Annotated in this window: 20 protein-coding genes; 4 read left to right on the plus strand and 16 right to left on the minus strand. The window is 56.0% G+C overall.

Annotation, left to right across the window (positions count from 1 at the left end):
- Nucleotides 1-126 precede the first annotated feature (126 nt).
- From VH413_09070 to glgB, 3 genes are all read left to right on the plus strand, one after another.
- The gene (locus VH413_09070; GenBank protein ID HEX3798839.1) at nt 127-7,029 is read left to right on the plus strand and encodes a proprotein convertase P-domain-containing protein; all 6,903 of its coding nucleotides are present in this window, start codon (nt 127-129) and stop codon (nt 7,027-7,029) included.
- Nucleotides 7,030-7,113: 84 nt separating this feature from the next.
- Nucleotides 7,114-7,692, plus strand: a complete 579-nt coding sequence (coaE, locus tag VH413_09075) for a dephospho-CoA kinase (GenBank protein ID HEX3798840.1) — start codon at nt 7,114-7,116, stop codon at nt 7,690-7,692.
- A 68-nt stretch (nt 7,693-7,760) separates the two neighbouring features.
- The gene (gene glgB, locus VH413_09080; protein ID HEX3798841.1) at nt 7,761-9,959 is read left to right on the plus strand and encodes a 1,4-alpha-glucan branching protein GlgB; all 2,199 of its coding nucleotides are present in this window, start codon (nt 7,761-7,763) and stop codon (nt 9,957-9,959) included.
- Between the two features lie 327 nt (nt 9,960-10,286).
- On the opposite strand, the gene VH413_09085 is transcribed toward glgB, so the two are convergent.
- The 13 genes from VH413_09085 to VH413_09145 all read right to left on the minus strand — a co-directional run bounded on the left by VH413_09085 (nt 10,287) and on the right by VH413_09145 (nt 22,295).
- Entirely contained in the window at nt 10,287-10,991 is a 705-nt protein-coding gene (locus tag VH413_09085) for a hypothetical protein (protein HEX3798842.1), read from the minus strand.
- Nucleotides 10,988-11,590, minus strand: a complete 603-nt coding sequence (locus tag VH413_09090; GenBank protein HEX3798843.1) for a DnaJ domain-containing protein — start codon at nt 11,588-11,590, stop codon at nt 10,988-10,990. The genes VH413_09085 and VH413_09090 overlap by 4 nt, the downstream gene beginning before the upstream one ends.
- A gap of 20 nt (nt 11,591-11,610) precedes the next feature.
- Entirely contained in the window at nt 11,611-11,997 is a 387-nt protein-coding gene (locus tag VH413_09095) for an iron-sulfur cluster assembly accessory protein (GenBank protein HEX3798844.1), read from the minus strand.
- 391 nt (nt 11,998-12,388) lie between these two features.
- A complete protein-coding gene (locus tag VH413_09100; protein HEX3798845.1) occupies nt 12,389-12,739 on the minus strand; it encodes a hypothetical protein in 351 nt (116 codons plus the stop codon).
- A gap of 384 nt (nt 12,740-13,123) precedes the next feature.
- Nucleotides 13,124-14,437: an adenylosuccinate lyase gene (gene purB, locus VH413_09105; GenBank protein ID HEX3798846.1), complete on the minus strand. Its 1,314-nt coding sequence runs from the start codon at nt 14,435-14,437 to the stop codon at nt 13,124-13,126.
- A gap of 160 nt (nt 14,438-14,597) precedes the next feature.
- Nucleotides 14,598-15,110, minus strand: a complete 513-nt coding sequence (locus tag VH413_09110) for a DUF1697 domain-containing protein (protein ID HEX3798847.1) — start codon at nt 15,108-15,110, stop codon at nt 14,598-14,600.
- 25 nt (nt 15,111-15,135) lie between these two features.
- The gene (locus tag VH413_09115; protein HEX3798848.1) at nt 15,136-16,023 is read right to left on the minus strand and encodes a rhomboid family intramembrane serine protease; all 888 of its coding nucleotides are present in this window, start codon (nt 16,021-16,023) and stop codon (nt 15,136-15,138) included.
- Between the two features lie 12 nt (nt 16,024-16,035).
- Nucleotides 16,036-16,809: a rhomboid family intramembrane serine protease gene (locus VH413_09120; GenBank protein HEX3798849.1), complete on the minus strand. Its 774-nt coding sequence runs from the start codon at nt 16,807-16,809 to the stop codon at nt 16,036-16,038.
- Nucleotides 16,810-16,855: 46 nt separating this feature from the next.
- Nucleotides 16,856-17,803 carry an FAD:protein FMN transferase gene (locus VH413_09125; protein ID HEX3798850.1) on the minus strand — a complete coding sequence of 316 codons (948 nt, stop codon included), beginning with the start codon at nt 17,801-17,803 and terminating at the stop codon, nt 16,856-16,858.
- A gap of 212 nt (nt 17,804-18,015) precedes the next feature.
- Complete coding sequence (locus tag VH413_09130) at nt 18,016-19,413, minus strand: Gfo/Idh/MocA family oxidoreductase (protein HEX3798851.1); 1,398 nt, start codon at nt 19,411-19,413, stop codon at nt 18,016-18,018.
- A 137-nt stretch (nt 19,414-19,550) separates the two neighbouring features.
- A complete protein-coding gene (locus tag VH413_09135) occupies nt 19,551-21,515 on the minus strand; it encodes a tetratricopeptide repeat protein (protein ID HEX3798852.1) in 1,965 nt (654 codons plus the stop codon).
- 67 nt (nt 21,516-21,582) lie between these two features.
- Nucleotides 21,583-22,020: a PIN domain-containing protein gene (locus tag VH413_09140; protein ID HEX3798853.1), complete on the minus strand. Its 438-nt coding sequence runs from the start codon at nt 22,018-22,020 to the stop codon at nt 21,583-21,585.
- Complete coding sequence (locus VH413_09145; GenBank protein ID HEX3798854.1) at nt 22,017-22,295, minus strand: AbrB/MazE/SpoVT family DNA-binding domain-containing protein; 279 nt, start codon at nt 22,293-22,295, stop codon at nt 22,017-22,019. The genes VH413_09140 and VH413_09145 overlap by 4 nt, the downstream gene beginning before the upstream one ends.
- Nucleotides 22,296-22,675: 380 nt before the next feature.
- Between VH413_09145 and VH413_09150 the strand changes: the two genes are divergently transcribed.
- The gene (locus tag VH413_09150; GenBank protein ID HEX3798855.1) at nt 22,676-23,551 is read left to right on the plus strand and encodes a TIM barrel protein; all 876 of its coding nucleotides are present in this window, start codon (nt 22,676-22,678) and stop codon (nt 23,549-23,551) included.
- A 19-nt stretch (nt 23,552-23,570) separates the two neighbouring features.
- On the opposite strand, the gene VH413_09155 is transcribed toward VH413_09150, so the two are convergent.
- The 3 genes from VH413_09155 to VH413_09165 form a co-directional block, all read right to left on the minus strand.
- Nucleotides 23,571-24,845, minus strand: a complete 1,275-nt coding sequence (locus VH413_09155) for a nucleoside transporter C-terminal domain-containing protein (protein ID HEX3798856.1) — start codon at nt 24,843-24,845, stop codon at nt 23,571-23,573.
- Between the two features lie 166 nt (nt 24,846-25,011).
- A complete protein-coding gene (locus VH413_09160) occupies nt 25,012-25,191 on the minus strand; it encodes a transposase (GenBank protein HEX3798857.1) in 180 nt (59 codons plus the stop codon).
- Nucleotides 25,192-25,330: 139 nt separating this feature from the next.
- Nucleotides 25,331-25,627, minus strand: coding sequence for a hypothetical protein (locus VH413_09165; protein ID HEX3798858.1), 297 nt, complete (start codon nt 25,625-25,627; stop codon nt 25,331-25,333).
- Nucleotides 25,628-25,759 lie beyond the last annotated feature (132 nt).

Genomic DNA, 25,759 nt, shown 5'->3' on the forward strand with positions numbered 1-25,759 from the left:
AATGCCGGTTCCCGGTGGTGCCGGCATTTGCCTTTGGAAGAGACAAAATCAGCGCGCGGGGTTTGGCCTGGCCATCTCCGGCGGGACATCCACTGAAAAGGGGATGTCGTTTGAGTGACACTTTATATGAAGATCTTAAAAGCTAGCGGTTCATCGCGGTCCAAAATCGTTAAACTTGCCGCGTTGGGGCTCACGTTTTTTTCCGGCATGCACACCGCGCTGGCCGACACTGGTCTCAGCACCAATGTCCAGGCGCAAATCCAAGCGTTTGAAGCCGAGAAAGCCTCTTTTACGCCGACTGAACAGAAGATGGATTCGCAGTTGATCTTTGCCTACAAGCAGAGCAAGAACCTGCCCATCGCCGGCGGCGCGGTTCCGCAACTCAAGCTCGCGGTAAAGCCCGATGCGAGTGGCAATCTCAAAGTAGAAATCCGCGCCAGTTCGACGCCTGATTTGGTGAAACAAATCCTCAAGGCAGGCGGAACTGTGACCGGCAACTTCCCGCAGTTGGGCGTCGTCACCGCCACCATGCCGGTGACCCAGTTGGAAAATGTCGCGGCTTCTTCGTCGGTGGTCTTTATGAAACCGGCGGCGATTGCGGTGCATAACAATTCCGATCCGGAAGGCGTGATCGCGCATCGTGACGATACCGGCCGCAGCACATTTCGCCTGGATGGCAGCGGCGTAAAAGTGGGTGTGATGTCGGACAGTGTGGATTTTCTGAGCCAGGCACAATCGCTGGGCGCGTTGGGGGCCGTCACGGTGTTGCCCGGGCAGAGCGGTGTTCCCGGCACGGGCGAAGGCACGGCGATGCTCGAAATCGTTCATGCGATGGCGCCCGGCGCGCAATTATTTTTCTCCACGGGCGACGGCGGCGAGGCGGCTTTTGCGAACAACATCCGGCAACTGCGTTTCACCTACGGCTGCGATATCATCGTGGATGACCTCACTTATGCCGACGAATCGCCGTTTCAAGACGGCGTCGTGGCGCAGGCGGTCAATGCTGTGACGGATAGCGGCGGCCTCTATTTTTCGTCCGCAGCGAATTCGGGTAATTTTGATGCCGGCACCTCCGGCACCTGGGAAGGTGATTTCGTCAGCGGCGGAGCGGCGGGCAGTCCGGTGAATGGCAAGGGCGGTGAGGTGCTTAGTTTCGGAACAAATAATTTCGACGTCGTGACGCAGGAAAGCAGCGAAGATGCTCCCACGGCGCTCTTCTGGTCCGACCCGCTCGGCGCTTCGACCAACGATTATGATTTGTTCGTTCTGGATTCGACCGGCGCAACCATCGTCAGCAGTTCCGTCACCGTGCAGAACGGAACGCAGGATCCTTTTGAAATCGTCGCGGCGCCTTTGCAGAACCAACAGATTGTCGTGGTGCTGGCCAGTGGCACGAACCGGTTTCTCCATATTGACACTGATCGCGCGGTGTTGTCCGTCGGCACGCAAGGCAGTACTCGCGGACATAATGCCGCGACCAACGCCTTCACCGTCGCGGCTGTGGACGTGGGCACTGCCGCGGGCAGTTTCTTCATCGGCGGCCAGGCGAACCCAGTTGAATTTTTCAGTTCGGACGGTCCGCGTCATATGTTCTATTTCGCCAATGGCAAACCGATCACTCCGGGGGATTTTTCGCTGACGGGCGGAACCGTTTTGCCCAAGCCTGACATCGCCGCGGCCAACGGCGTCACGACCACCTTGCCGCCGGATTCGGGATTGAATCCTTTCTTCGGCACGTCCGCTGCCGCGCCGCATGCCGCCGGCATCGCTGCGCTGATCAAATCGTATAATCCCAGCCTGAATGAGGCGCAGATCCGTTCGGTCATGACCACCTCGGCATTGGACATCGGAGCCCTGGGGGTTGACCGCGATTCCGGTTCGGGCATAGTCATGGCGCTTCAAGGTTTGCAGGGTTCACCGGTTCCCGCGCCGACGCCAAATTTGCTGATTGTGACCAACATCGTTTCCGGCGGCAACGGCAACGGAATGATTGACAATGACGAATGTAATTCGATGGACATCGTGCTTACCAACGTGGGCACTGCGGCAGCGACGGATGTCTTCGCCACTTTGACATCGTCCACGCCGGGAGTGGTCGTCGCCATATCGTCGGCTTCCTACCCCAACATTTCGACCAATTCGAGCGCGACCAATGCCACGAGTTTTCACGTGAGCACGTCGCCCGCTTTTATTTGCGGCAGCACGATCAATTTCTCGCTGGTGTTGAAGTCTGATCAATCCACCGTCACCAACGTGTTCACGGTTGCCACCGGCACGCCGGGTGTGCCGGTGCGCTTTGACAGCCTCGCGCCGGTGGCCATTCCCGATGACAACCCGGTGGGCACGAACTCGACGATCATCGTCAGTAATTTGACCTCGGGCATTGCGCATGTCTCGGTCTCGCTGAATATCATTCATCCGTTTGTTTCGGACCTGACTTTGCAATTAATCGGGCCGGACGGCACCTCCGTTGTGCTCGCAGAAAACGCCGGCGGCAGCGGCCAGGATTTCGGCGTGGATTGCAGCGACCCGGATCGCACCACGTTTGATGATTCCGCGGCAGTGTCCATCAACAACGCCATCGCACCTTTCATCGGTACCTTCCAACCACAGCAACAACTGGCCTCGTTCACCGGCAAGGCCGGTCTCGCGGCGAACGGCGCGTGGAGTTTGCAAATGGTGGACGGCGCACTGGGTGACATCGGTTTCCTCCAATGCTGGTCGTTGAATATCACGCCGGCGCTTTGCGTAGATGGCGGCGGCCAATGCCCGGGAGTGGATCTGTCAGTCGGCATGAGCGCGTCGCCGAATCCGGTGACCGTGAATAGCAATTTGACTTACACCATCAGCGTGACCAACAACGGGCCGGACACCGCGAAAAATGTCGCGGTCAATCAATCATTGCCGACTAATGTAGTTTTTGTTTCCGCGAACTCTTCGCAGGGAACCATCAATGTTGGCAGTGGCGCGGTAAGTTGCAATATCGGTACGCTTAATGTCGGTGATACCGCCAGTGTGACGGTGATCGTTAGCCCGCAATCACCCGGAACCATTTTCTCGACAGCCACCGTCGGCGCGCTCGAACCCGACGTGAATCCATTCAACAATACCGTGACCGTAAGCACCGTCGTGCGGCTCGCAAGTTCGGATTTGTCCGTGGTGTTGAGCCAGAATCCCAGCCCGGTATTGCTGGACGGCATTTTGACTTATACGGCGTTGGTCTTGAACAACGGCCCGACGATTGCGACGAACGTCATCGTCTCAAATACGTTGCCGCTGAATGTGGCTTTCGTTTCGGTCGCCACGTCGCAAGGCGGCGCGTTCAATTCGGCAAACAAAGTGATTGCCGGCCTGGGTAATCTTGCGGTCGGCAGCAACGCCACCGTTACGATTCAGGTGATGCCGCTGGTGTTGGGATCCATCACCGCATCGTCCACCGTTTCATCTGATTTACCTGACGAAGTCGCCGCCAATAATACTTCCATCATCACTGATAACGTCACTGCCGCCGCGGATTTGCAGTTGACCTTGAACGGGCCGAAAGTCGCCGTGGTCGGAAGCAATATTGTTTATACCATTACGGCATTGAACGCCGGTCCGAGCATCTCGACCGGGGTGAGCATCAAAGACACTCTCCCAACCGGCGTGGCGCTGATTTCTGCGGTGTCAGCGCAAGGACCTTGCACGAACGTGGGCAGCGTGGTCACCTGCCAGCCGACTAATATCCCGGTGGGTTCCAATGTGACCATCACTATCACCGTCAGCACGGCCACCACGATGCTCATGAACGTCACCAACATGACGTTGATTGATTCGGCGAGCATCGTCGGCGCGGAAGGCGATCCGAATATCGGCAACAACAGCGCGAGCTTGTCCACCATTCTTAGCATCCCGACGCTCAATGTCATAGCTGCTGGTTTCTTCCTCGAAGCGGAAAGTTTCCGACCGGCCAACGGCATGATTGATCCGGGCGAACAAGTGACGATGCAGTTGCGCCTGCAAAATCTTGGCAATATTGATACCTCGAATCATTTGACGGCAACGCTGTTGAATTCCGGCGGCGTGGTCCCGGTGGGAACGCAATCGGCGGACTATGGCATGTTGACCGTCGGCGGTCCGGCGACGAACGAGCCGTTCACGTTCGTTGCCAGCGGAACCAACGGCAGGACGATCACGGCGAGTTTGCAGTTGATGAACGGCAGCGCGAATCTCACAGTGTTGAAATTCACCTTCACCTTGCCGACGACCAACGGTTTTGCGAACGCGAATAATATCATCATCCCCGATCATGGTCCGGGCTCGCCGTTCCCCTCGACGAATGTCGTGACGGGTGTGACCGGCTTGATCGGCAAAGTGACGGTGACGATGACGAACGTCAATCACACGTTCCCGGATGACGTGGACATGCTGCTCGTCGGACCCAAGGGCCAGAATGTTTTGCTGATGTCGCACACGGGCTCAGGCGGATTGCTGACCAATGTGTCGCTGACGTTCGATGACGGCGCGCTCAATTCACTCGGCCAGATTAATTTCCTGCCGACGAACAGCCAGATTTTGTCCGGCAGTTATGCGCCGACCCAGAATGGTGACGTGAATTTCACGAACAACTTCAAGGGCACGATCACCGTGAATCCGAACAACCCGCCGCCGCAAGCGCCTTACGGCACGAACCTCGCCGTCTTCAACGGTACGGTCGCGAACGGAAATTGGGTATTGTATGTGTTTGATAGTGCGACGGGCGATGCGGGCGAAATCGTGGGCGGCTGGGCACTGGGCATTTCCTCCGGCAGCGAGGTCAACCCGGTGGTAGATTTGGGCATCACGGGCAAGGCTTCGTCCAACTCTGTGACCGCAGGTGATAATCTGACCTACACTTTCACCATCACCAATAATGGTCCGAATCCCGCGAGTGTGGTGCAGTTCACGAACCAGTTGTCAACCAACGTGACGCTGATCTCGGCAACGAACAGCGCCCATGCGCTGACTGGCACGGACAATGGCATTGTTGATTGCACATTCACCAACTTGAGCACGGGTACAAATATCACCGTGACCGTGGTGGTCACCGCGAAGGCTTCGGGAACGATGACCAACACCGCGAGCGTCACCGGCGCGGACAGCGATCCGAACCAATCCAATAATTCCGCGTCCGTCGTGACTTCTGTCTCCGCGCCGATCGCAGACCTGGCAATGGGTGTGACGGGTCCGACGAACTCCGTAGTCGGTAGCAATGTCACTTACGTGATTACGATCACCAACAACGGTCCGGGAATCGCGGTGAGCGCAAATCTCGCTGATATGATGCAAACGGGTTTGCGTTTTGTGGCAGGCACTTCGACACTTGCGTCCACTTTCTCCACTACGACCAATGGCGTCACCTTGTGCACCCTGGGCAACCTGGTTTCGAACCAGACTGCCACCGTAACGGTGACGTTGCTTGCGACCAATTCGGGAACGCTTACCAACACTTTCTCTGTCAGCACCACCTCGACGGACTTGAACATCACCAACAATTCAGTTCCTCTGGCGACGACCTTCACCTTGCCTGCGCCGGACATCGTCGCGTCAGGCGCGCATTTGATCGGGGGTCCGGCGAATGGCAGCATTCTCGCTGGCCAGACTGTCACCATTTCGCTGCAACTGGCGAACGTCGGCACGGCAGACGCGACCAATCTTTCGGCGACCTTGCTTGCGGGCAACGGAGTGATGTTGTCCGGTGGGAACAATACGCAAAATTACGGCGTGCTGGTGCATGGCGGGCCTTCCATCGCGGAACCGTTCACCTTCACCGTTGGCGGCATTTCCAACAGCGCTTCAGTGGTGGCGACGTTGCAGTTGTCGGATGATAATAACGGCACGAACCTGCCGCCGGTCAGTTTCACGTTCAATCTGCCTCAAACGAACTCGTATGCGAATGCCAATGGCATCGTGATTCCTGATCACGGTCCTGCGACACCCTATCCTTCCGTGATCACTGTGACCAACGGAACCGGCCTGGTAAGCAAAGCGACGGTGACGCTGAATAACTTCAGCCATCAATTCCCGAATGACGTTGAGATCATGTTGGTCGGCCCCGCTGGTCAAAGCGTGGTGCTGATGTCGGGCGTCGGCGGCGCGCGCGCGGTCACAAATATCACCCTGACCTTTGACGATGCCGCGACGAACCTGCTGCCGTCTTCGACGGATCAATTCTCGGTTAACATGCGCCAGTTGGTTTCGGGCACAAACCTTCCGACCGACTTCGGTTTGGGCATGCCGTTCGCGAGTCCCGCGCCGGCCGCGCCTTCCGCTTCGGCTCTGACAAACTTTGTTGGCAGCAATCCGGCGGGCACTTGGGCCTTGTATGTATTGGATGATTCTCCGGGCGATAGTGGCATTATCGCCGGTGGCTGGAGCTTGAATCTGGCGACGGTCAGTCCTGTGAATTCCGCCGCGGATCTCGCGGTCAGCATAGTGAAATCATCGGGCGCGGTCGCTACGGGCGGCACGGCCACATTCACTGTCACTATCACGAATAAAGGTCCGTCGGCTGCGGCCAATGTGACCATCACGGACACGCCTTCGATCGGATTGACGTTCACTGGCACTTCGCTGGGCGTCTCCACGATCAATTCCAATAGCTCGGTGTTATTCAATATCGGCAGCCTCGCGGCGGGCAGCAATACGAGCTTCACTATTTCAACGAGTCCGACGGTTGGCGGCACGCTGGCGAACGCGGTTGCGGTCAGTTCCGACCAGACCGATCTCAATCCGGGCGACAACACCGCGCAAGCCAGCTTCCAGGTGTTGCTCACTCCGCCAACGCTGACCGCCACGGCGGGCAGCACGAATGGCACGTTCGCATTGACGCTGAACATCTCCGGGCCGGTGGGTATTTATAATATCTTTGCGACGACTAACATCACCGACGCGTTCAGTACCTGGACGACGGTCGGCAGCGTGACCAACTCGTCCAGTTCGGTGCCATTCACCGATACGAACGCGGCGAATTTCCCATCGCGCTACTATCGCGCTGTGCTGGCCCAGTAACGAATTCGATCATTCAATTACGTCTTCGCCTGTAGCGGCGGTCTATGACTGCCGCACTTTTCAAGCGCGAGCGCAATCCATCCCATGAAAGTCTATGGCTTGACCGGTGGCATCGGCATGGGCAAATCCGTGGCCGCGACGACGCTTAGTGAACGAGGCATCGCGGTCGTGGATACCGACCTTATTGCGCGTCAAATCGTCGAGCCGGGAGAACCGGCGTTGGGCGAAATTCAAGCCGCGTTCGGTCAGGAGTTGGTTGGCGCGGACGGACGATTGCGCCGCGACGAACTGGCTCGGCGGGTCTTCGGCGATAACGCCGCACGGAAGCGTCTCGAAGAAATTCTTCATCCGCGCATCCGAACGATCTGGCAGGCGCAAGTCGAAGCGTGGTGCAAAGAGAATCGTCCGCTCGCGGTCGTGGTGATTCCATTGCTCTATGAAACCGCGGCGGAGAATTGTTTCGACGCCGTGATTTGCGTTGCGTGCTCGGCTGCCACGCAAAAGCAACGCCTTCAAAATCGCGGCTGGGATGCGGATCAGATCAAAAAACGCATCGCCTCGCAATGGCCGGTGGAAAAGAAAATGGACCGAGCGAATTTCGTGGTGTGGACTGAGAGCAGTATTGAAGTTCACCAAGCGCAACTTTCGCGCGTCATTGGCTAAGGCATTTTGCGCCACAGGGCGCGCGAATTTCGGTATCAATTTTCGCGGGCTTTGATAAAGTTTCGGCGATGCTTCTAACCCAAGACGAACTTCAAAGTCTCATCCACGCGCGGCATCGCACGCCCCATCAACTTCTCGGCATGCACCCGCTGGGCGACGGTTCCGGCGTGGTGGTGCGCGCGTTATTACCGAATGCGGCCAAGGTCGAAATCGAGCCTACGCACGAGAAAAAAAAGCCGAAGTTTCAACTCAAGCAGTTGGACAAGTGCGGCCTTTACGAAGGCACGACCGCTGCGGCCAAGGACGTCTATGCTTACGATTTGATCATCACCGATTACCAGGGCAATACGCGCCGCACGCGCGATGCCTATTCTTTTTTGCCGACGCTGAGCGAGACGGATTTGTATTTGTTCGGCAAGGGCGATGAGCGGCGCATTTACGAAAAGCTTGGGGCGCAATTAAGGACGATTGACGGCGTCGCGGGCACGAGCTTTGCGGTGTGGGCGCCGAACGCGCAGCGCATGAGCGTGGTCGGCGATTTCAACGGCTGGGATGGGCGTTATCATGCGATGCGGCTGCTCGGCGCGTCGGGCGTGTGGGAATTGTTCGTGCCGGGCGTGGGCGAGGGCACGCATTATAAATACGAAATCAAGGGCGCGAACGGCGATTTGTTTTTGAAGACGGACCCGTACGGATTCTTTTTCGAGGCCGCGCCGAAGAATGCGTCCATCGTTTGGAACAACCAGAAATTTGCGTGGACGGACGACGCGTGGTGCAAGCGCCGCCGCGAGAGCAACGCGCTCAAATCGCCGATGAGCGTGTACGAATTGCATCTCGGTTCGTGGCGAAAAAAATCGGTGGCGGAGTCCTTCAGCTATCGTGAACTCGCCGGGATGCTGGTCCCGTATGTCACGCAAATGGGTTTCACGCATGTCGAATTGCTTCCCGTTTCCGAGCACGCATTTTATCCCTCGTGGGGTTATCAGGTGACGGGATTTTATTCACCGACGACGCGTTACGGCACACCGGATGATTTTCAATATTTCGTGAACGCGCTGCACGAAGCGGGAATCGGCGTGCTCATTGACTGGGTTCCCGCGCATTTTCCGCGCGACGAATTTGCGCTGGCGAAATTCGACGGCACGGCGCTTTACGAGCACGAAGATCCGCGCAAGGGCGCGCATCAGGATTGGGGCACACTGATTTTTAATTATGGCCGCCATGAAGTGAGCAATTTTCTCACGGCCAACGCGCTGTTCTGGTGCGAGCGTTATCACATTGATGGGCTGCGGGTGGATGCCGTGGCCTCGATGCTTTATCTCGATTATTCGCGGCGGGAGGGCGAATGGGTTCCGAACCAATATGGTGGCCGTGAAAATCTGGAGGCGATTGAGTTTCTCAAAAAATTCAATTACCTCACTCACACCGAACATCCGGGCGTGGTGACGATTGCGGAAGAATCCACCGCGTGGCCGCTGGTGACGCGTCCGCCGTATCTGGGTGGCTTGGGATTTTCGTTCAAATGGAACATGGGCTGGATGCATGACACGCTGAATTATTTCCAGCGCGATCCGGTTTATCGCAGTCATCATCAGAACGATCTCACGTTCGCGATGCTGTATCATTACAACGAAAATTTTGTCCTGCCGCTTTCGCATGATGAAGTGGTGCATGGCAAAAGTTCGTTGCTTGGCCGGATGCCCGGTGATGACTGGCAAAAATTTGCGAACCTCCGCTCGCTGCTGGGCTATCAATGGACGTTCCCGGGAAAGCCGCTGCTTTTCATGGGCTGCGAATTTGGACAGAGCGCTGAGTGGAATGCGAATGCTTCGCTTGATTGGCATCTGCTGGATCAGGGGCCGTATCATCGCGGGCTTCAACGATTTGTCGAGGACTTGAATCGCCTCTATCTTTCAGAAGCGGGATTGTATGAATCGGATTACGACATCGGTGGATTTTATTGGATAGATTGCGCCGATCATCGCAACAGCGTGTTCAGTTTCATCCGGCAGAATCACGATCAGACGAGTGTGCTGCTGGTGGTGTTGAATTTGACGCCGTTGATGCGGACGCATTATCGGATCGGGCTGCCGCGTCCGGGGCGCTGGAGTGAATTGTTGAACAGCGACGCCGCGATTTATGGCGGCGGGAATCGCGGGAATTTAGGCGGGGTGATGTCGGAAGATTATAATGTTCACAACCAATCGTACTCGGCCGAGTTCACGCTGCCGCCGTTGAGTATTTTGGTGTTCCGTCCCGAGCATTGAAGTACAAAGAAACTGGTGGCCTGCTTTTACGGCCACCAGGAAAATACTACTTTGGTTGAAGAACTTCACGCCCGAGGCGCGCCGTTTTTTCGCAGGTTAAAGACGGGTCTTTTCACCTTCACCATGATGATGAAGACGGAGAGAATTACAAAATCTCTTGTCACGGAGATGCTGGCTTTCTGCTGCATGAGAGGGAAAAAGCATGGCCCATACCAAGTGCGCGGGGGTTAAGTCCAAGCTCAATTCTGCCGACATCATTCCGAGCGCCGCATTCCCCTTGTCCAGATTTGAAGACAGGTGTCCAGAATTGGCACGAGCGGCAGGGAATTATCGCGGAAACTGGTCGAATTTCGGCTCGGACATAAAACGATTGTCGCCCTCGAAGGTCACCACACCGTCATCAATCGTGAAGCGCGTCTTCCCCGCGAGCGAAAGCGCCTGCAAGGCTTCCCAGCCATTCAAATTCCAGCCGGCGAAGCTGTGGCGATAGAAGTGGAAGGAGTCGTAGGAATGAATCCGGGGAAGGAATTGCGCGCGGAGGTTTTTTCGCAGGATGGGCAGCAGGAAATCCCAATCGCGATCATTATAGAGCGCGTGTTGGATGAACGGGCGACCTTCGATGCGCGAGGCGGTGTCCAAATCTTTTATGGTGGCGAGAGGTTCGAGCGGGTCTTCGGTGGTGTGCAAGAGAAGCAGCGGCGGGCGAAAAGTGACCTGGATGAGAGTTTGATTGGTGAGGGCATTGATGGCATCGAGCAGGGTTGGGGCGGCGTTGGTCAGCTTCGCGCGCGCGCGGCGGAACATGTAAAATTCATCGGTGGCGCCGGGCATGAAGACCAGGGCTTTCACGGTTGGGTCTTCGCGAAAAGCCGGGAGCAGGAGCTTGAGACAATTTGTGCGATTCAATTCGGCGACCGAAACGCCCAGCGGCATCCGGCTTAGGGCGTCCTGCCAGGTTTCACCGGCGCGAGCGGAGAATTGCGCCAGAAAAATTTCCAGCGCGAGCAACAGCAATGTAAGAAATGATTTCACAAGGAGAGTCGCACGACACGTTCCTGAATTTGTTCCGACCAGCGTGTTAGATAGCCGAGCACGCGATACATTTCCTCGACGCGATCGAGTGGCCGGTTGGCGCTGGCAGTTGCGGTTTCCCACGCTGAATTCATGGCCTTGAGTTCTAGCAATAATTCTTCGCGCTGAGAATGAATCTTTTGCTGGCGCAAGGAAAGTTGTGCGACCCAATTTTGCGCGCGTTCAAACCACGGGACTTTTAAAATCGGCGAGGTGACGCGCGAATATTCGAGGAGGAAGGCATCCACTTGTTTGCATAGCTGGCCGATCTCGAACATCGCGGTCATCAGGTTTTCCGGGACGCGCTGGATGTCGGCGGGTTTTGCACCGCGTTCCAATTCGAGCAAGTGGCGCAGGCGCTCCTTCGGTTCGCGCAAACATTGATACGCGGAATTCAATTCGGCGAAGCGCGCGCTGGCGGCGATGCGTTCGGGTTCGGGCGATTGATGGACGCGATCGGGATGGGTTTGCGTGGAGAGCGCGAGAAATTTTTCCTTGAGTGAATCGAGGTCGAGCCACGGGCGGCGCGGTTCGTTCAGCAGGGCGAAGTTGTCGGTCATGGCGAGCCGCCGCGGAAAAATTACGCGCTGAAACTTTCGCCGCAGGAGCAACTGGTGGCGGCGTTGGGATTTTTCACTTTGAAGCCGCCTTCCTGCAAGGCATCCACGTAATCGAGTTCGCTTCCGGTCACGTAAAGGGCGCTCTTGGGGTCCACAACCACGCGAATGCCGCAGGACTCGACGAGGATATCGCGGTTGGCGGGGCCGTCCTGCAAATCCATTTTGTATTGCAAACCGGAGCAGCCGCCGCCGACGACGGCGACGCGCAGAACGCCCTGGGCGCGACCCTGGCGGGCGAGGAGCGAGCCAACTTTTTTTGCGGCGCTTTCAGTGACTTTGATCAGGCGCTCATCGCCGACGCGAAAGGTGGCGGCGGGACGATTTTGGGTTGTGGATGCGGCGATCATGTTTTACTACGTTGTAATTGTATAGCGGGTGGGCGGGAGCGTCAATGAGGGGAAGTTTTTAGCCGCGGAGGCGCGGAGGCCGGAAGGAGGGAATTAAAAATTAAAAATTTCGGACGAGCAGTTGGGTGTTTTTGGAAATGGTGGTCAGTAGTGGAAGAAAATGCGCATCACAATGACAAGGATCAGGATAAAGCAAATTATCAGCCATTCACGAAAACGCCTCCGGCTTCGCCACGCTGTCAGATTGTAATAAGGTTTTCCTTCCTTCCGATCGCTGTTTATCAAAATGACGAAGACGATCAGACCAATCAAGACTGACGCGATCGCGTAACGAATTATTCTTTCTTTCGTTTCCATTGCAGTCATCCGCAGATAGCCGAAAAATAAGTAATCAGCCAGGGAATTCAGAGGCGAGAAGGTCCTTTTTTGATTTGCGATAAATAAGGGCCACCGTACCGGCAGGAATCAATGCCATGGCTGTGAAAACGAGAAACAGGATGCTGATGATTAGCATCTTTTCAAAGAAAGATGGCGAGTCTTGTGCCAGTGCGACTGGGTCATCTCCCCAGTCAATCATCATCCAGCTTGTTACCCATATTATGCCGCTAAAAACGGCGACGCGAAGGACGGTCCCTAAGATGGTCAAGCGATTCGACCGGCGGCGCAACATGAAAAATTGAATCAGGGCAGTCAGAATGAACATCAGCAGGAACAAGCCGCAGACTTTACCTGTTGTGTCCATAAATCAGTTTTTTTGGTGAGCGACGATCTATCACGTCTGCGGGAAACAATATAGTGATGACGTGGAGTGTCAGCGAAAAAAGTTTGGTGAGGAAACCGCTGAAGCGGTTGGGAACGTACGTTGGTACTGGTTTTCCCCCAACTGAAGTTGGGGGTTAATGAGAAGTGGTGAGACGGATTGCGCTTTGGAAAAAATGGCGATTAGTTAACTGACAATGCTGAGGCGAGAATTTGGCTTTTGGCGCGGAATTGTGCCGCCTCCTGACGGAGCTTGTTTTTTTTGGTTCGATAATTATAAACATGCCGGCCCTACGGGCCTTAGAGGAGGCACCGAGTGTTGGACATTTCCTATCTTCATCATCGGTTATGTTTTTCTTCAGCTAATTCAAATGCCAAGCTTTTTGAAGCGGGCTTTTACTTGCTTGAAATGGAAGTCGAGGTTGCAGAGTTTGTCGAGTTCGGCGCGGGTGAGGAATTCGGCGACTTCGGGGTCGGCGAGGAGTTGGGTTTTGAAATCGGCATTAGCATCGCCGGCGTGCTTGGACTGCCAGGTTTTCATGGCGTTGCGCTGGACGAGTTCGTAGGCAGCTTCGCGGGTGAGGCCTTTGCGGATGAGCGCGAGCAAAATGGTTTGGGAATTCCACATGCCGAGCGTGAGCGCGAGGTTGCGCCGCATGTTCTCGGGATAAACGATGAGGCCCTCGGTGAGTTTGCGCAGCGTGACGAGCATGTAGTCGAGGAGCGTGCAGGAATCGGGAAAGATGACGCGCTCGACACTGCTGTGGCTGATGTCGCGCTCGTGCCAGAGGGCGACATTTTCCAGGGCGGCGATGGCGTTGCCGCGCAGGACGCGCGCGAGGCCGGTGAGGCGTTCGCCGGTGATGGGGTTGCGTTTGTGCGGCATGGCGCTGGAACCTTTCTGGCCGGCGGCGAAAAATTCCTCGGCTTCCAAAACTTCGGTGCGCTGGAGGTGGCGGAATTCCGTGGCCCAGCGTTCGATGCTCGCGCCGACGAGGGCAATCGCACCGATGAATTCGGCGTGGAGATCGCGCTGGATGACTTGCGTGGCGATGGGCGCGGGACGCAGGCCGAGATTTTTGCAGACGAAGGCTTCGACTTGGGGCGAGAGATGCGCGCTGGTGCCGACGGCGCCGGAAAGTTTGCCGACGGCCACGGATTTTTTTACGGCAACGAGGCGTTGTTCAGCGCGGCCAAATTCGTCGTACATCAAGGCGAGCTTGAGGCCAAAGGTGGTGGGCTCGGCGTGGATGCCGTGACTGCGGCCGATCATGGGGGTGAATTGATATTTGCGGGCCTTGGCGGCGATGACTTCGCGCAGGGCTTTCACATCGGCGATGAGAAGTTCGGCGGATTGCGCCATCTGCACGGCGAAGGCGGTATCGCCGACGTCGCTGCTGGTGAGGCCGAAGTGGAGCCAGCGGCTGGCGGGGGCGCCGATGTTTTCGGCGACATTAGTGGTGAAGGCGATGACGTCGTGGTTCAGGGTGCGCTCGAGTTCCTTGCAACGCTCGAGGTTGAAGGCGGCGCGAGCTTTCATTTGCGCAAAATCTTTTTTGGGAACGAGGCCTTGTTTGGTGAGGGCTTCGCTGGCGAGGAGTTCGATTTGCAGCCAGATTTCCAGCTTGCGTTGCTCGCTCCAGATGTCGCGCATCTCGGCGCGGGAATACCGTTGTATCATGCGAGGGAGGGTAGGGTGATGGGGGGGATGAGTCGAGTCTGGAAAGTGCGGAGTGCGGAATGCGGAGTGCGGAATGGGGGAAACAATGCGGGTGTGTGACGATTTGAAAGTGAAGTTACGGCTCGCGTGGCCGTTTGCCCCCCGATACAGGTTGAAAAGGTTATAGATTTACCGCCAACTCGATAAGTCTGCGGACGGTGTTCAGATTGCGCGCGGTTCCGGCGGTGGCGGCGGGAATTTTTAATTTGGAATCGGCCATGCCGTCGCCGTAGTGGACGTAGATCTCGCGCAGGCCCAATTTTATTTCTTCGTTTTTGTGGCCGGTGATTTCGTCGAGGGCATTGCGTGGCGGCGGGGCGTCGAGGAAAATGGCCACAGTGCGGTTGGATGCGGCGTTGGGAAAGGGATTTTGGGCTAGTATCTCTGACATCTCAACAGGTGTGCGAACGAGAACGCTTATGGGTTTACCTGCGTGCTTTTCGATTTGTGATTCGAGCAGAGCTTTGACCTGGGCTTCGGATTTTTTGCTTTTGAAGATGACGTTGCCGCTGGCGATGTAGGTTTGCGCGTTGGTGAAGCCGGCTTTTTCACACAAGGTCTTGAGGTCTTGCATGGGGAGTTTTCCGGTGCCTCCGACGTTTACGGCGCGCAGGAGAGCGATGAAGGTGTTCATGGCAACCGTTAAAGAAAAAGAAATATCAGCGTTTGGACATTTTGGCGCGGGCGGCCTGGAGGATTTCGCGTTCGCGGTCGGTGAGGCTTTGGATGCCGTGGGCGGAAATTTTGTCGAGGATGGGGTCAACTTCCTTGCTGATGAATTCTGCGGAGGGCACGTCCTGGGCGGCCTGGCGCGAGCGGCGGCGCATGGTGGAAAATGACGAACCGGCGACGGCGGCTTTAATCATGCGTTCGCTGCGCTCTTTTCGCTGGAAGGGATTCCATTGCGTGAAGGAGCGCGCGGGGTTCATGCCCCATTTGACGAAGGCGACGCCGGTGAGCAGGCCGCCGAGATGCGCGGCGTTGGCGGAGTCGTCAAAGGGAACGAGGGTGGCAAAGGCCGAATATAAAAGCAGAAACCAAAAGAGATAGATGACGCGGATGGGAATCGGGATGAAGAAGAGGAAAAATTCCTGCATGGGAAAAATCATTGCGAAGGCGCCGAGCAAACCCATGATGCCGGCGGAAGCGCCGACGACCGGGGCGTCGAAATGATGCGGGAGGAAGGTGGCGAGCAATTCGAGTGCGCCACCGAGGGTGCCGCTGAGGAAATAGAGCGTGAGAAATTTTTGTTTGCCGAGGGTTTCTTCCATTGGCCGGCCGATGAAATAGAGGCCAATACAATTCCCGAGGACATGCCACGGCCACGGGACCGAGTGCATGAATTGGAAGGTGATGATCTGCCAGAAATGTTTTTCACGAAAACCGTGGACGCTGAGGCCGAAGGTTTCGGTCGGGCGCAGGTTGGTGTAAAAAGTAAGAAAGGCCTGAATGACGAAGAGGACGAGCAGGGTGACGATCAGCGTGTTCGTCAATGACCGGCGAGAGTCATAAGACGGGCCGCGCATGTATGAGCGATCGTCCAACATATCGAGTTAAAATTAGTCCGATGCGGGGTTGATGTTCAATGTACTTTTCACTTCGGGCTGGCGAAGGACCGGCGGCACGGTGCGGCGGCGGTTGCGCAATAATTTCCAAGTCAACCACGCGCCGGTCGCGATGCCGCCCAGATGCGCGGCGTGGGCCCAATTCCCCATCAGGCCGTCCAGTTGCAAGCCGATTGCGTGGGGCAGATGCGGCCCGATCCACGGCAGGAAAATTCCAAAGACGGAAAACGCGACTGAGAGCCAGATCAGCGTGCTCGCGCGCATGCGCAAGGGAATGATGAGAAAGAGCAGCAGATAAAGTTTTTGATTCGGATAGAGAACCGCAAAGGCCGCGACCAAGCCAAATACTCCGGCTGAAGCGCCGACGACTCCGGGAGTGCCAAATAAATTTGGAAGCAACCACGCGCCGAGCATTTGCACGAGGCCGCCGATCGCGCCGCTGAGGAGATAGAGTTGCAGCATGCGGCGTTTGCCGAGAGTGAATTCGACGACGCGGCCAAAAATAAAAAGTCCCCACAGGTTCAGAATGATGTGGAGGAAACCGCCGTGCATGAATTGGAAGGTGAGCAGTTGCCAGAAATAGTGATGGCGCAAGCCGTCGAGGCTGAGGGCAAAATAATCATCCACGGGAAAAGCGGGATGAAATCGCCCGGCGTAAAGTTGAAAACCGAAGGCGATAATATTGAGGATGACCAGGGTGATGGTCACCGGTCCTCGGGGTCTGGCTGGCCGCTCGCTTGCGGGCTCGAAATCGTTTGTGTCTGCCACGGTGAAAACATAGCCGTGACTATTGAAAACACAAGTTTTCCAGCGGTTATATTAGGCGGTTGAGAAAATATCCCGGGCGTTCCGCTTCAGGAGAATCGGTGATGAACCAAGCGCGCATTTTGGGGCGTGAAGCGGCGATACTGACGAAAGCATGTGCGCCCATGAGAAACGCGGCGGTGGAGAGGGCGTCGGATTCTGTGACGGAAGGCATTGCCACCGCTGCGAGCATGATGCCGGAGGCGGGCATACCGGGGCGGCTGTGCATGATGTGGCCATAAGTTTTGCCTTCCTGCTGAAATGATTTTTCCTGGTTGCCGGAGACGGACAGCGCTTCGTCGCGCAAGGTTACCAGCAGGTCGGATTTTTGCGGCTTTTCCGTACCTGCGGGCGGTTCGGGGCAATCCAAAGTGATTTGCCAGGCGTCCGTGCCGGGAGGGCTGCCGATGCCATAGACCGAACTCGTGCCGCCGTGAATCAGTGCACTGGTGATGCCGGCTTCGCGCAACAATCCCACGGCGCGTTCGATGGCGTAGCCTTTGCCGATGGCGCCAAGGTCGAGGATCACACCGGGAACTTTAAAACGAACGGTGAAATTTTCGGGGTTCAGTTCGACGTGCCGCATGCCGGTGCGTTCGCGGGCGGTGTTGATTTCGTCGCTGGTGGGCACGCGTCCCAAGCCGCCCATGAAACCCCAACAGCGGGTAAGCGCGCCGAGGCTGATATCGAAAGCGTTTTTAGTTTCGTGGGTCAACTGGCGGCAGTGTTCGAGGAGGTGAAAAACATTGGGGCTGACGCGCACGGGTTCGGCGGCGGCGCGGGCATTGACGTGGGCGATCTCGCTGGTGGGGAGGTAGAGGCTGAGTTGGCTTTCGACGCGGTCAATCTCGCCGAGGGCTTCTTCACCGGCGGCGCGCAGGGCAGCTTCATTCTCGCCGTGGAGGAGAAGCTCGAAACGGGTCGCCATGGCGTTGCGGGCGAGCGCGACGGTTTTCATAAAGTTGGGCCAGCGGTCTTTTTAGTTTATGGCTTCGTTTCGGCTCAGTCATCGGTCACCTGACCGACTCCTTCGCCGAAACCTCACCATAAACTAAAAATCCTCGCTTGGGAGCGTCATACTATTTGTGCAAAAGCTAAACGGGTTTCGCGGCGTTGGCAGCGAAACCCGTTGGTTGAATTGTTCGGCGGTCATAGACCGCCATTACCGGTTTAAGATTCGGGTAATGTGCCGTAGGTGATGGCTTCGATTTTCTTGCCGGAGCCGTCGGTGATGGTGCGGGTCTTTTCGTCGAAGAGGCACATCGTGTTCAGGCGGTTCGACATTTCGGCGAGCGAGATGACGGTTTGCACGCGGACAGCGAGGTCGCTGTTGGCGTTCGTCGGCTTGCCGCTGCGGATGCAATCGAAAAAGTTTTTTTCATGCACGCGGATGTCTTCGGGCTGCATGCCGTCCATCGTCGCGGGATCAATTTCTTCACTGAATTCGCGCTCGGGCACGAGTTCGATGCGGTTGCCGCCGTCGCCGATGTTCAGCGTGGCTTTGTGGCCGTAAACAACGAAGCCAGGACTCTTGGCGTTGACCGTGCCGCAGGTGAGGGTGATGAGATAGCCGCTGGGGAATTCGGCGAGCAGTTGCTGATGCTCGGGAACTTCGCGCTCGATGGTATCGGGCGTGTTGCGATCGGCATGGACGTTGCGCGTGCCGAGACTGGTGACGCGCACGGGGAATTCCGGATTGCCGGACGCGAGCATGAGCGGGTGAAGGCGGTGCGGCGCGAGATCGCCGAGGACGCCCGCGCAGTAGGGATAATATTTGCGCCAGCGATGGAAGGCATCGGGATTGAAGGGGGTGTGTTTGTGAACGGGCTTCTGCCAGGTTTCCCAATCAATGTTTTCGGGCTTGTCGTAATCGGGGTCGAGGTTGAAGGGGTTGGAATTCCATTCGCCGCCGACACTGTTGCGGCAATAATAGCCCTGCGCCCAAACGAGAGTGCCGATCTTGCCACCACTGACGAGTTCGGCGCATTTCTGCCAGCCGCCAGCGGAGCAGCCTTGCGAGCCGATCTGAAAAGTCTTGCCGGTGCGCTTGACGGCGTCGTGGACCATGAAAGCTTCGCCGAGATAACGGCTCATGGGTTTTTCGCAATAGACGTGTTTGCCGGCGTCGAGGGCATTAATAGAAATGGTCGAGTGCCACGGATCGTGGGTGGCGATGACGACGGCGTCCACGTCCTTGCGGTCGAGGACCTTGCGGTATTCGAGATACACATCGGCGTCGGCGAGGCCGCAGTTGTCCTTGTTTTTAGCCCAATCGCGGCGTTTGCTGAAAAGGTCACAGGCGGCGACGACTTGCACGTTGTTCGCGCTTTCGTTGTCGTGGATGCCTTTCAAATGGTTCTGGCCGATGCCGACGCCGAGGCCGATGACGGCGACGGTGATGCGGTCGTTCGCGCCAATGGTTCGGCCGGTCGAGGGCGCCTGATTCTGGCCGTAAACGGGCGTTTTAAAGAGGTTGGTGGTGGCCACAACTGCCGCGGCTGTGGAGGTTTTTTTGATGAAATCGCGGCGGGTGCTGACGGCAGCGAGTGGTTTGTTCGTATTATCCATATATTATTGTTAAAAAAATGTGCCCGAGATTATTAGACGATTATTAGCGAAGAAAAATTCGCGGTCAATCATAGACGTGGAGAGTGCGGAATGCGGAGTGCGGAGTGCGGAATGGGGAAGTTTTCAGTTTCAAGTTTTCAGTTTGGGGAATTATTTGGACGGAGCGGCGGATTCTGTGGGGCGGAGGCTTTCATGGCCAGGGCGCGGGTGAGGTTTTTTTGGGCTCGGGGGTCGGTGGGATTTAATTTTATTGCGGTTTGGAATTCGGTGATGGCGTCGTCGAGGTGGCCGGTGACGCCGAGGGCACTGCCGAGGCTGTTGTGATGATCGGCGTTTTTGGGGTCTAGTTTGACGGCTTCCTGAAGCTCGGCGATGGCTTCGTTGTGACGGCCTTTGCGCATGAGCAGGGAGCCAAGGTCGGAATGGCGGGACGCATTATCGGGCTGAAGTTGCAGGGCGATTTGAAATTCGTTGATGGCTTCGTCGAGGCGTGAATCGTCTTTGGAGAGGATTTTGGCGATGTCATCGTGAGGCAAGGGGTCGGCGGGGTTGAGGCGGGCGGCTTGCTGGAATTGGGCGATGGCGTCGTCGTTGCGGCCGACGCCGATCAAGGCGACGCCGAGGCTGGAATAAGTATCGGCAATGCCGGAGCGTTGGGCGATGGCGGCTTTGAAATGTGCGATGGCTTCGTCGTATTTGCCTTGCTGGGAAAGGGCCTGGCCGAGGTTGTAGTGCGACTCGAAATAATTGGGGGAAACGATGAGCGAATGGCGATAGAGAGCAATGGCGGCGTCCAGTTGGCCGCGTTCGGCGAGGCAAATTCCAAGGCCGACATCGGCGAGAGTATTGTTTTCGGTGGTGTCAACGGCGCGTTGGAACATGGTTTCGCTGTTGTGCCAGTATTTGATTTGGTGTTCGGTGACAATGGCGCAAGCGAGGGCGCAAACTATCCCGAGGCCGGAGAGAGCGAGAGTGGCGCGGGGAGATTTACGAAGGAAAGTTTGCACACTCCAAACCAGCGCTGCGGTAATGCCCAGCGAGGGAAGATAGGTATAGCGATCCGCCATGGATTGTTCTCCGATTTTGACGAGGCCGATGACCGGGACGAGCATGCCGAGAAACCAAAGCCAGCCAAATAAAAGCGCGGGCTGCGTTCGGCGAAGCGCGATCACGAAGATTGAAATGATTACCAACAACGCGGCGGCTTCGGCTACGGTGGCTGTGGGAAGAGTGGCGGCAAACGGATACAGAGGAGATAGATTGGTGGGCCAAAATATTTTGCCGAGATAATGGCAGTAAGCGACGAGGGCATTGGCGGTGCGAGCGCTCAGGGGAATCGCAGCGACCATCGCGGCGCCGTGGGCCTGGGCAAAAAATGCGATGAGGCTGAAGGCGATGGTGAGGAGGAAAAAGGGAATTTTTTCGACGAGCAGGCGAGAGAAGCCAAGCGTCGAAAAGCGATTCAGCGGCCAGTAATCCAGAAGCAATAAAACGCACGGCGTGGTGACGAGCATGGATTTGGACATGAGGCCGAGGCCGAAAAATATCAAGGCGAGCGCGTAATGGAATCGGCGTTTTGATCCGATGGCTCGTTGCGCGGAGACGTAACGCTCATACGCGAGCAGCGTGAGGAGGAAGAAAAAGGTGCTGAGCACATCTTTGCGTTCGGAAATCCAGGCGACGGATTCGACGCGGAGTGGATGGAGGGCGAAAAGCAGGGCAATGAAGAAAGCGGGCCATCGGCGTCCGGTGAGCCGCGCAAATAAAAGAAAGACCAGTGACGCATTGATGGCGTGGATGATAACGCTGCTGAGATGATGGCCCCATGGACGCAAGCCATAGAGCTGGCCATCGGCCATGTGGGAAATCCAGGTGACGGGATGCCAGTTGGCGCCGTGCGCGGCGAAGGCCCATTTGAAGCCGTCGAGGGTGAGACCTTGTTGGACGTAGGGATTGGCGGTGACGTACTCGGGGTCGTCGTAGGTGACGAAATCGTTTTTTATGGCGGGCGAAAAAACGAGGAAAGTGACGAGGAACAGGAGCAGACTGGCGAATAGAATGTTTTTGGCGGAAGCAGGTTTTGTTTCCGTGTCCGTATTCATATCTCAATGGAAGAGAGTAGGGACGGGCGGGGGAACGGGAAAGTGCGAATTGAAGGCCGGAGCGGGTTCAGGGGGAAACGATTCGTGCACGAAGGTTTGGCGAAGCGATGGTTTGGAAGTGCGAAAGGTTGAAAGTATAAATGCGTTGGGCATTGCTTTTGGCCGCCGCCGCGAGGAGCAAGGCATCGTAGATTTTTCCGCCCTGAACATTAAATTTTGTGGCCGCCTCGATGGTTGTGGAATATTCCTTTGCCGATAGCGAAACCAAAGTGAAATCTTGTATGAGATTTTCTGACAGGAGTTGCCAGGCGATGGGGGGTGGGACCTGGCTGGCTCCCGGCAGGCGCGTCAGCACGGCGTAAGATTCCGCCAGACTGTGCGCGGCGATGAAACCCTGATCGGCGCGAGATTTGATGCGCTCCAAAATGGGCCGTGCGGCTTGATGATGCGGATGGTTTCCCACAAACGCCGCCACGAGGACGTTGGTATCGCAAAAAACTTTCATCGCTTGGTGGTTGCGCGGCCGAGGACATCATCCATTCGCTCTTCGCGGGATGCGTCTGCGAAATCCTGATTGGTGAGGTGGCCGGGAGCGGTAAAGACGAGAACTCCGTTTATGCGTTTCAACTGGCCGACGGCGTTGGTGGGGCGAAGTTCGATGGCGCCTGCTTTGACTTCAATGGCCAGCATATCGCCGCCACGAAGATGAAATCTATCGCGCAGAGTTTTCGGGAGCACAACCCGGCCAGCGCGATCCATTTGGACATTGGTTTCTTTCATGGATGGATAATACCATTTCCGAATGGTAAATACCATTTAAAATGGTATATTTGGCCGAATGGTGGTATTTTCGTGCGAGGGGGTTTTTCGTCTCTGTTGGGCTTGGTGGTCATTTAAGAACCCCTCTCTTCAACTATCTCCCCACGCGGTCGTGGGGAAAGAGGGGCGGAGTGCGTTCGGTTGGCGATTGCAGGTGACTAAAATGGCGTTTGTTAGATATTTGATTTTGGTCATCCTGCGGGACTTCGGCGGCCGCGGTGGCATCGTCGTGCCATTTTAAAGGCAGTGCGGATGGGGCCGATGTGCCTGGCTGGTGAACTGAAAACTTGAAACGGAAAACTTTGCCCATTACTTTAAATGCGATTCACCAAAAAGTGTTTATGAAAACCAAACTTTCCCGCCGTTCTGTTTTGAAGACCACCGCTGTCGCCGCCGCTGTCACCGCTCTTGGGCATCGTCTTAGTGCCGCCGAAGCGGCTTCGGGCGCGGCGCTCAAGGGGCGCATCAATCATTCAGTTTGCAAATGGTGTTATGACAAGATCCCGCTGGAAACCTTGTGCCAGGCGGGCAAGGAAATGGGTTTGCAATCCATCGAACTGCTCCTGGTTTCGGATTTTCCCACGCTCAAGAAATATGATTTGAGTTGCGCGATGGTCACGGGCGTGCCCGGCGGCATCACGAGCGGGCTCAATCGCGTCGAGAACCATGATAAGATTGTTGAGTATTTTGAGCAGACGATTCCGGCGACGGCGGAGGCGGGTTATCCGAACATCATTTGTTTTTCCGGCAATCGCAAAGGCATGAGCGATGAGGAGGGGTTGAAGAATTGCGTCAAGGGTTTGCAACGCATCACGCCGATTGCGGAGAAGCATAAGGTCACGATTTGCATGGAATTGCTCAACAGCAAAGTGAATCACAAGGATTATATGTGCGATCACTCGGCATGGGGCGTGGAGCTTTGCAAGCAGACCGGCTCGGAGCGGTTCAAGCTGCTTTACGATATTTATCACATGCAGATCATGGAGGGCGATGTCATCCATACGATCCGCGATAATCATCAATATTTCGCGCATTATCATACGGGAGGCGTGCCGGGGCGGCATGAGATTGACGAGACGCAGGAGCTTTATTATCCCGCGATCATGGAGGCGATCATTGCGACGGGTTTCAGGGGGCATGTGGCGCAGGAATTTATTCCGGCGCGGGCGGATGCGATTGCTTCATTGAAGCAGGGTGTGACGATTTGCGACGTTTGATACGCCGCTACGGTCGAATTTAAGGGATCAACAATCCAGCAATCGTCGCGCTTAGGTAGCAGGAAATTAATCCGCCGATCATGGCGCGGAAACCGTAGCGGGCGAGGTCGGAACGGCGGGTGGGCGCGATGGTGCCGATGCCGCCGATCTGAATCGCGATGCTGCTAAAGTTCGCGAAACCGCAGAGCGCATAGGTCGCGAGAGTAATGCTGCGAGGGCTCAAGGCCGCGGGCTGGCCGTTCATGGTTTGCGTGTGGATGATGCTGGAGAGGTCGAGGTAGCTGATGAATTCGTTGAGGAGAATGCGTTCGCTGAGAAGCTGGCCGAAGATTTGGCAATCGTGCCACGGCACTCCCATCAGCCACGCGAAGGGCGCGTTGATCCAGCCGAGCGCCACTTGCATCGTGAGCGGATGGTCCACGCCGAATTTGCGTTGCATCCAGCCGAGCGAAAAATTCACCAGCCACACGATGGCGACGAAGGCCATGACCATCGCCATGACATTTATGGCGAGCATCATGCCATCGCCGGCGCCGCGGCACAGGGCGTCAATGCCGTTCACGGTGTGCTTCTCGGTCTTGAGTTTTGCGGCGGCGGTGGTTTCGCTGCGCTCGGTTTCGGGAAACATGATTTTGGCGATGAGCAATGCGCCGGGCGCGCTCATGACAGACGCAGTGAGCAAATGGCCCGCGCTCATGCCGAGTTGGGCGTAGGTGATCATCACGCCGCTGGCGATGGTGGCCATGCCGATGGTCATGAGGGCGAACAATTCGCTGGCGGTCATGCCGGCGAGATACAATTTGATGACCAGCGCGGATTCGTCCTGGCCGACGAACATGTTCACGCCCGCCGCGAGACTTTCGCTGCCGCTGGTGCGCATGGTTTTTTGCATGATGATCGCCATGAAATGAACGATGCGTTGCAAAATTCCGTAGTGATAAAAAAACGAGGACAAGGCCGACACGATGACGATGGAGCTGGTGACGGAGATGACGAAGATGAACGCGTGGTCGGAGCCGAATTTGTCGTTCATGATGGCGGACGTGGCGAGCGGGCCGAAGACAAACATCGCGCCCTGGTTGGCGGCGTCGAGGAGTTTGTTGAAGACCAGCTGGATGTAACCGAAGAAGCGCTGGCCAAAGGCGGTTTGCAGGATGAAGACGGCGAAACCGAATTGCAGCGCGAGTCCGCAGAGCACGGTGCGCCAGGGAAAAAATTTCCGATTGTTGGAGAGGGCCCAGGCGATGCAGATGAAGATCAGCAGTCCGCACAGGCTAACCAGCTTGTTTCCCATGCGCCGCAGGTTACGAAACGCAAACGCAAAAGGCAAAAGTTATTCTCGGCGGAATGCAGAAGAAGGCACGAGGAAAAAATTTCTAGACGGGGTTTCATAAGTGTCGGAGAGTGATAATGAGGCAAGCGAGGTGAAAGAAGGCTCGATACATTTTGATTTGATGATCCTAGCGCACCAACCATCTTCTGAAGCTGCCCAGCCAGGCAAAAGTCCGTTCGATTTTCCACCGCTTGCGGTAGCGCCGCAGAGCGCGGCCATCGTTGAGCGAGGGTTTGATTCGGTTTTTCCGATGCGGACTGATGAGCAGAATGCCCTTGTCCAGCAAGCGCCCGTCTTGAGCACACACAATCTCGCTGAGGGGAAACAGCCGACGGATTAGCCGGACGGTTAGTATCGGGAAAAAATCCGGTAACCTGTTTCGCGGACACGATGGTGTCCGCGATTTACTTTAGGAAGCAAACGTGAGTCAGATAAAGTAAAATAAATCACTTTAGAATAAGTTTCTGAATACCGTTTCGAAGTATAATTCCAATTAAAAAATACCAAACAGAGCCGATCATAATATAAATAAATGAAATAGCAAAAATACCCACATTCCACTTATCAACTAATTCATTCACAATGAAATCAGACAGAATTGATGCAGGATAATCAGCTATAGTTACAAGGATAGCAAGACCCGAGCTGTCCTTTGATTGAGAGGAAGACACGCTAAAAATAGTGACCGCAAATACAAAGTGAACAATAACCAAAAGAAAAGGAATTCTTTTAACAATTTGCATATCAATGAAAGGCGTGTATCACTAAATTGACTCGAAGCGGTTTCATAAGTGTCGGAGAGTGATAAAGAGGCAAGCGGCGTGAAAGAAGGCTCAATACATTTTGATTTGATGATCCTGGCGCACCAACCATCT

The organism is Verrucomicrobiia bacterium (assembly GCA_036268055.1).
Lineage (GTDB): Bacteria > Verrucomicrobiota > Verrucomicrobiia > Limisphaerales > Pedosphaeraceae > DATAUW01.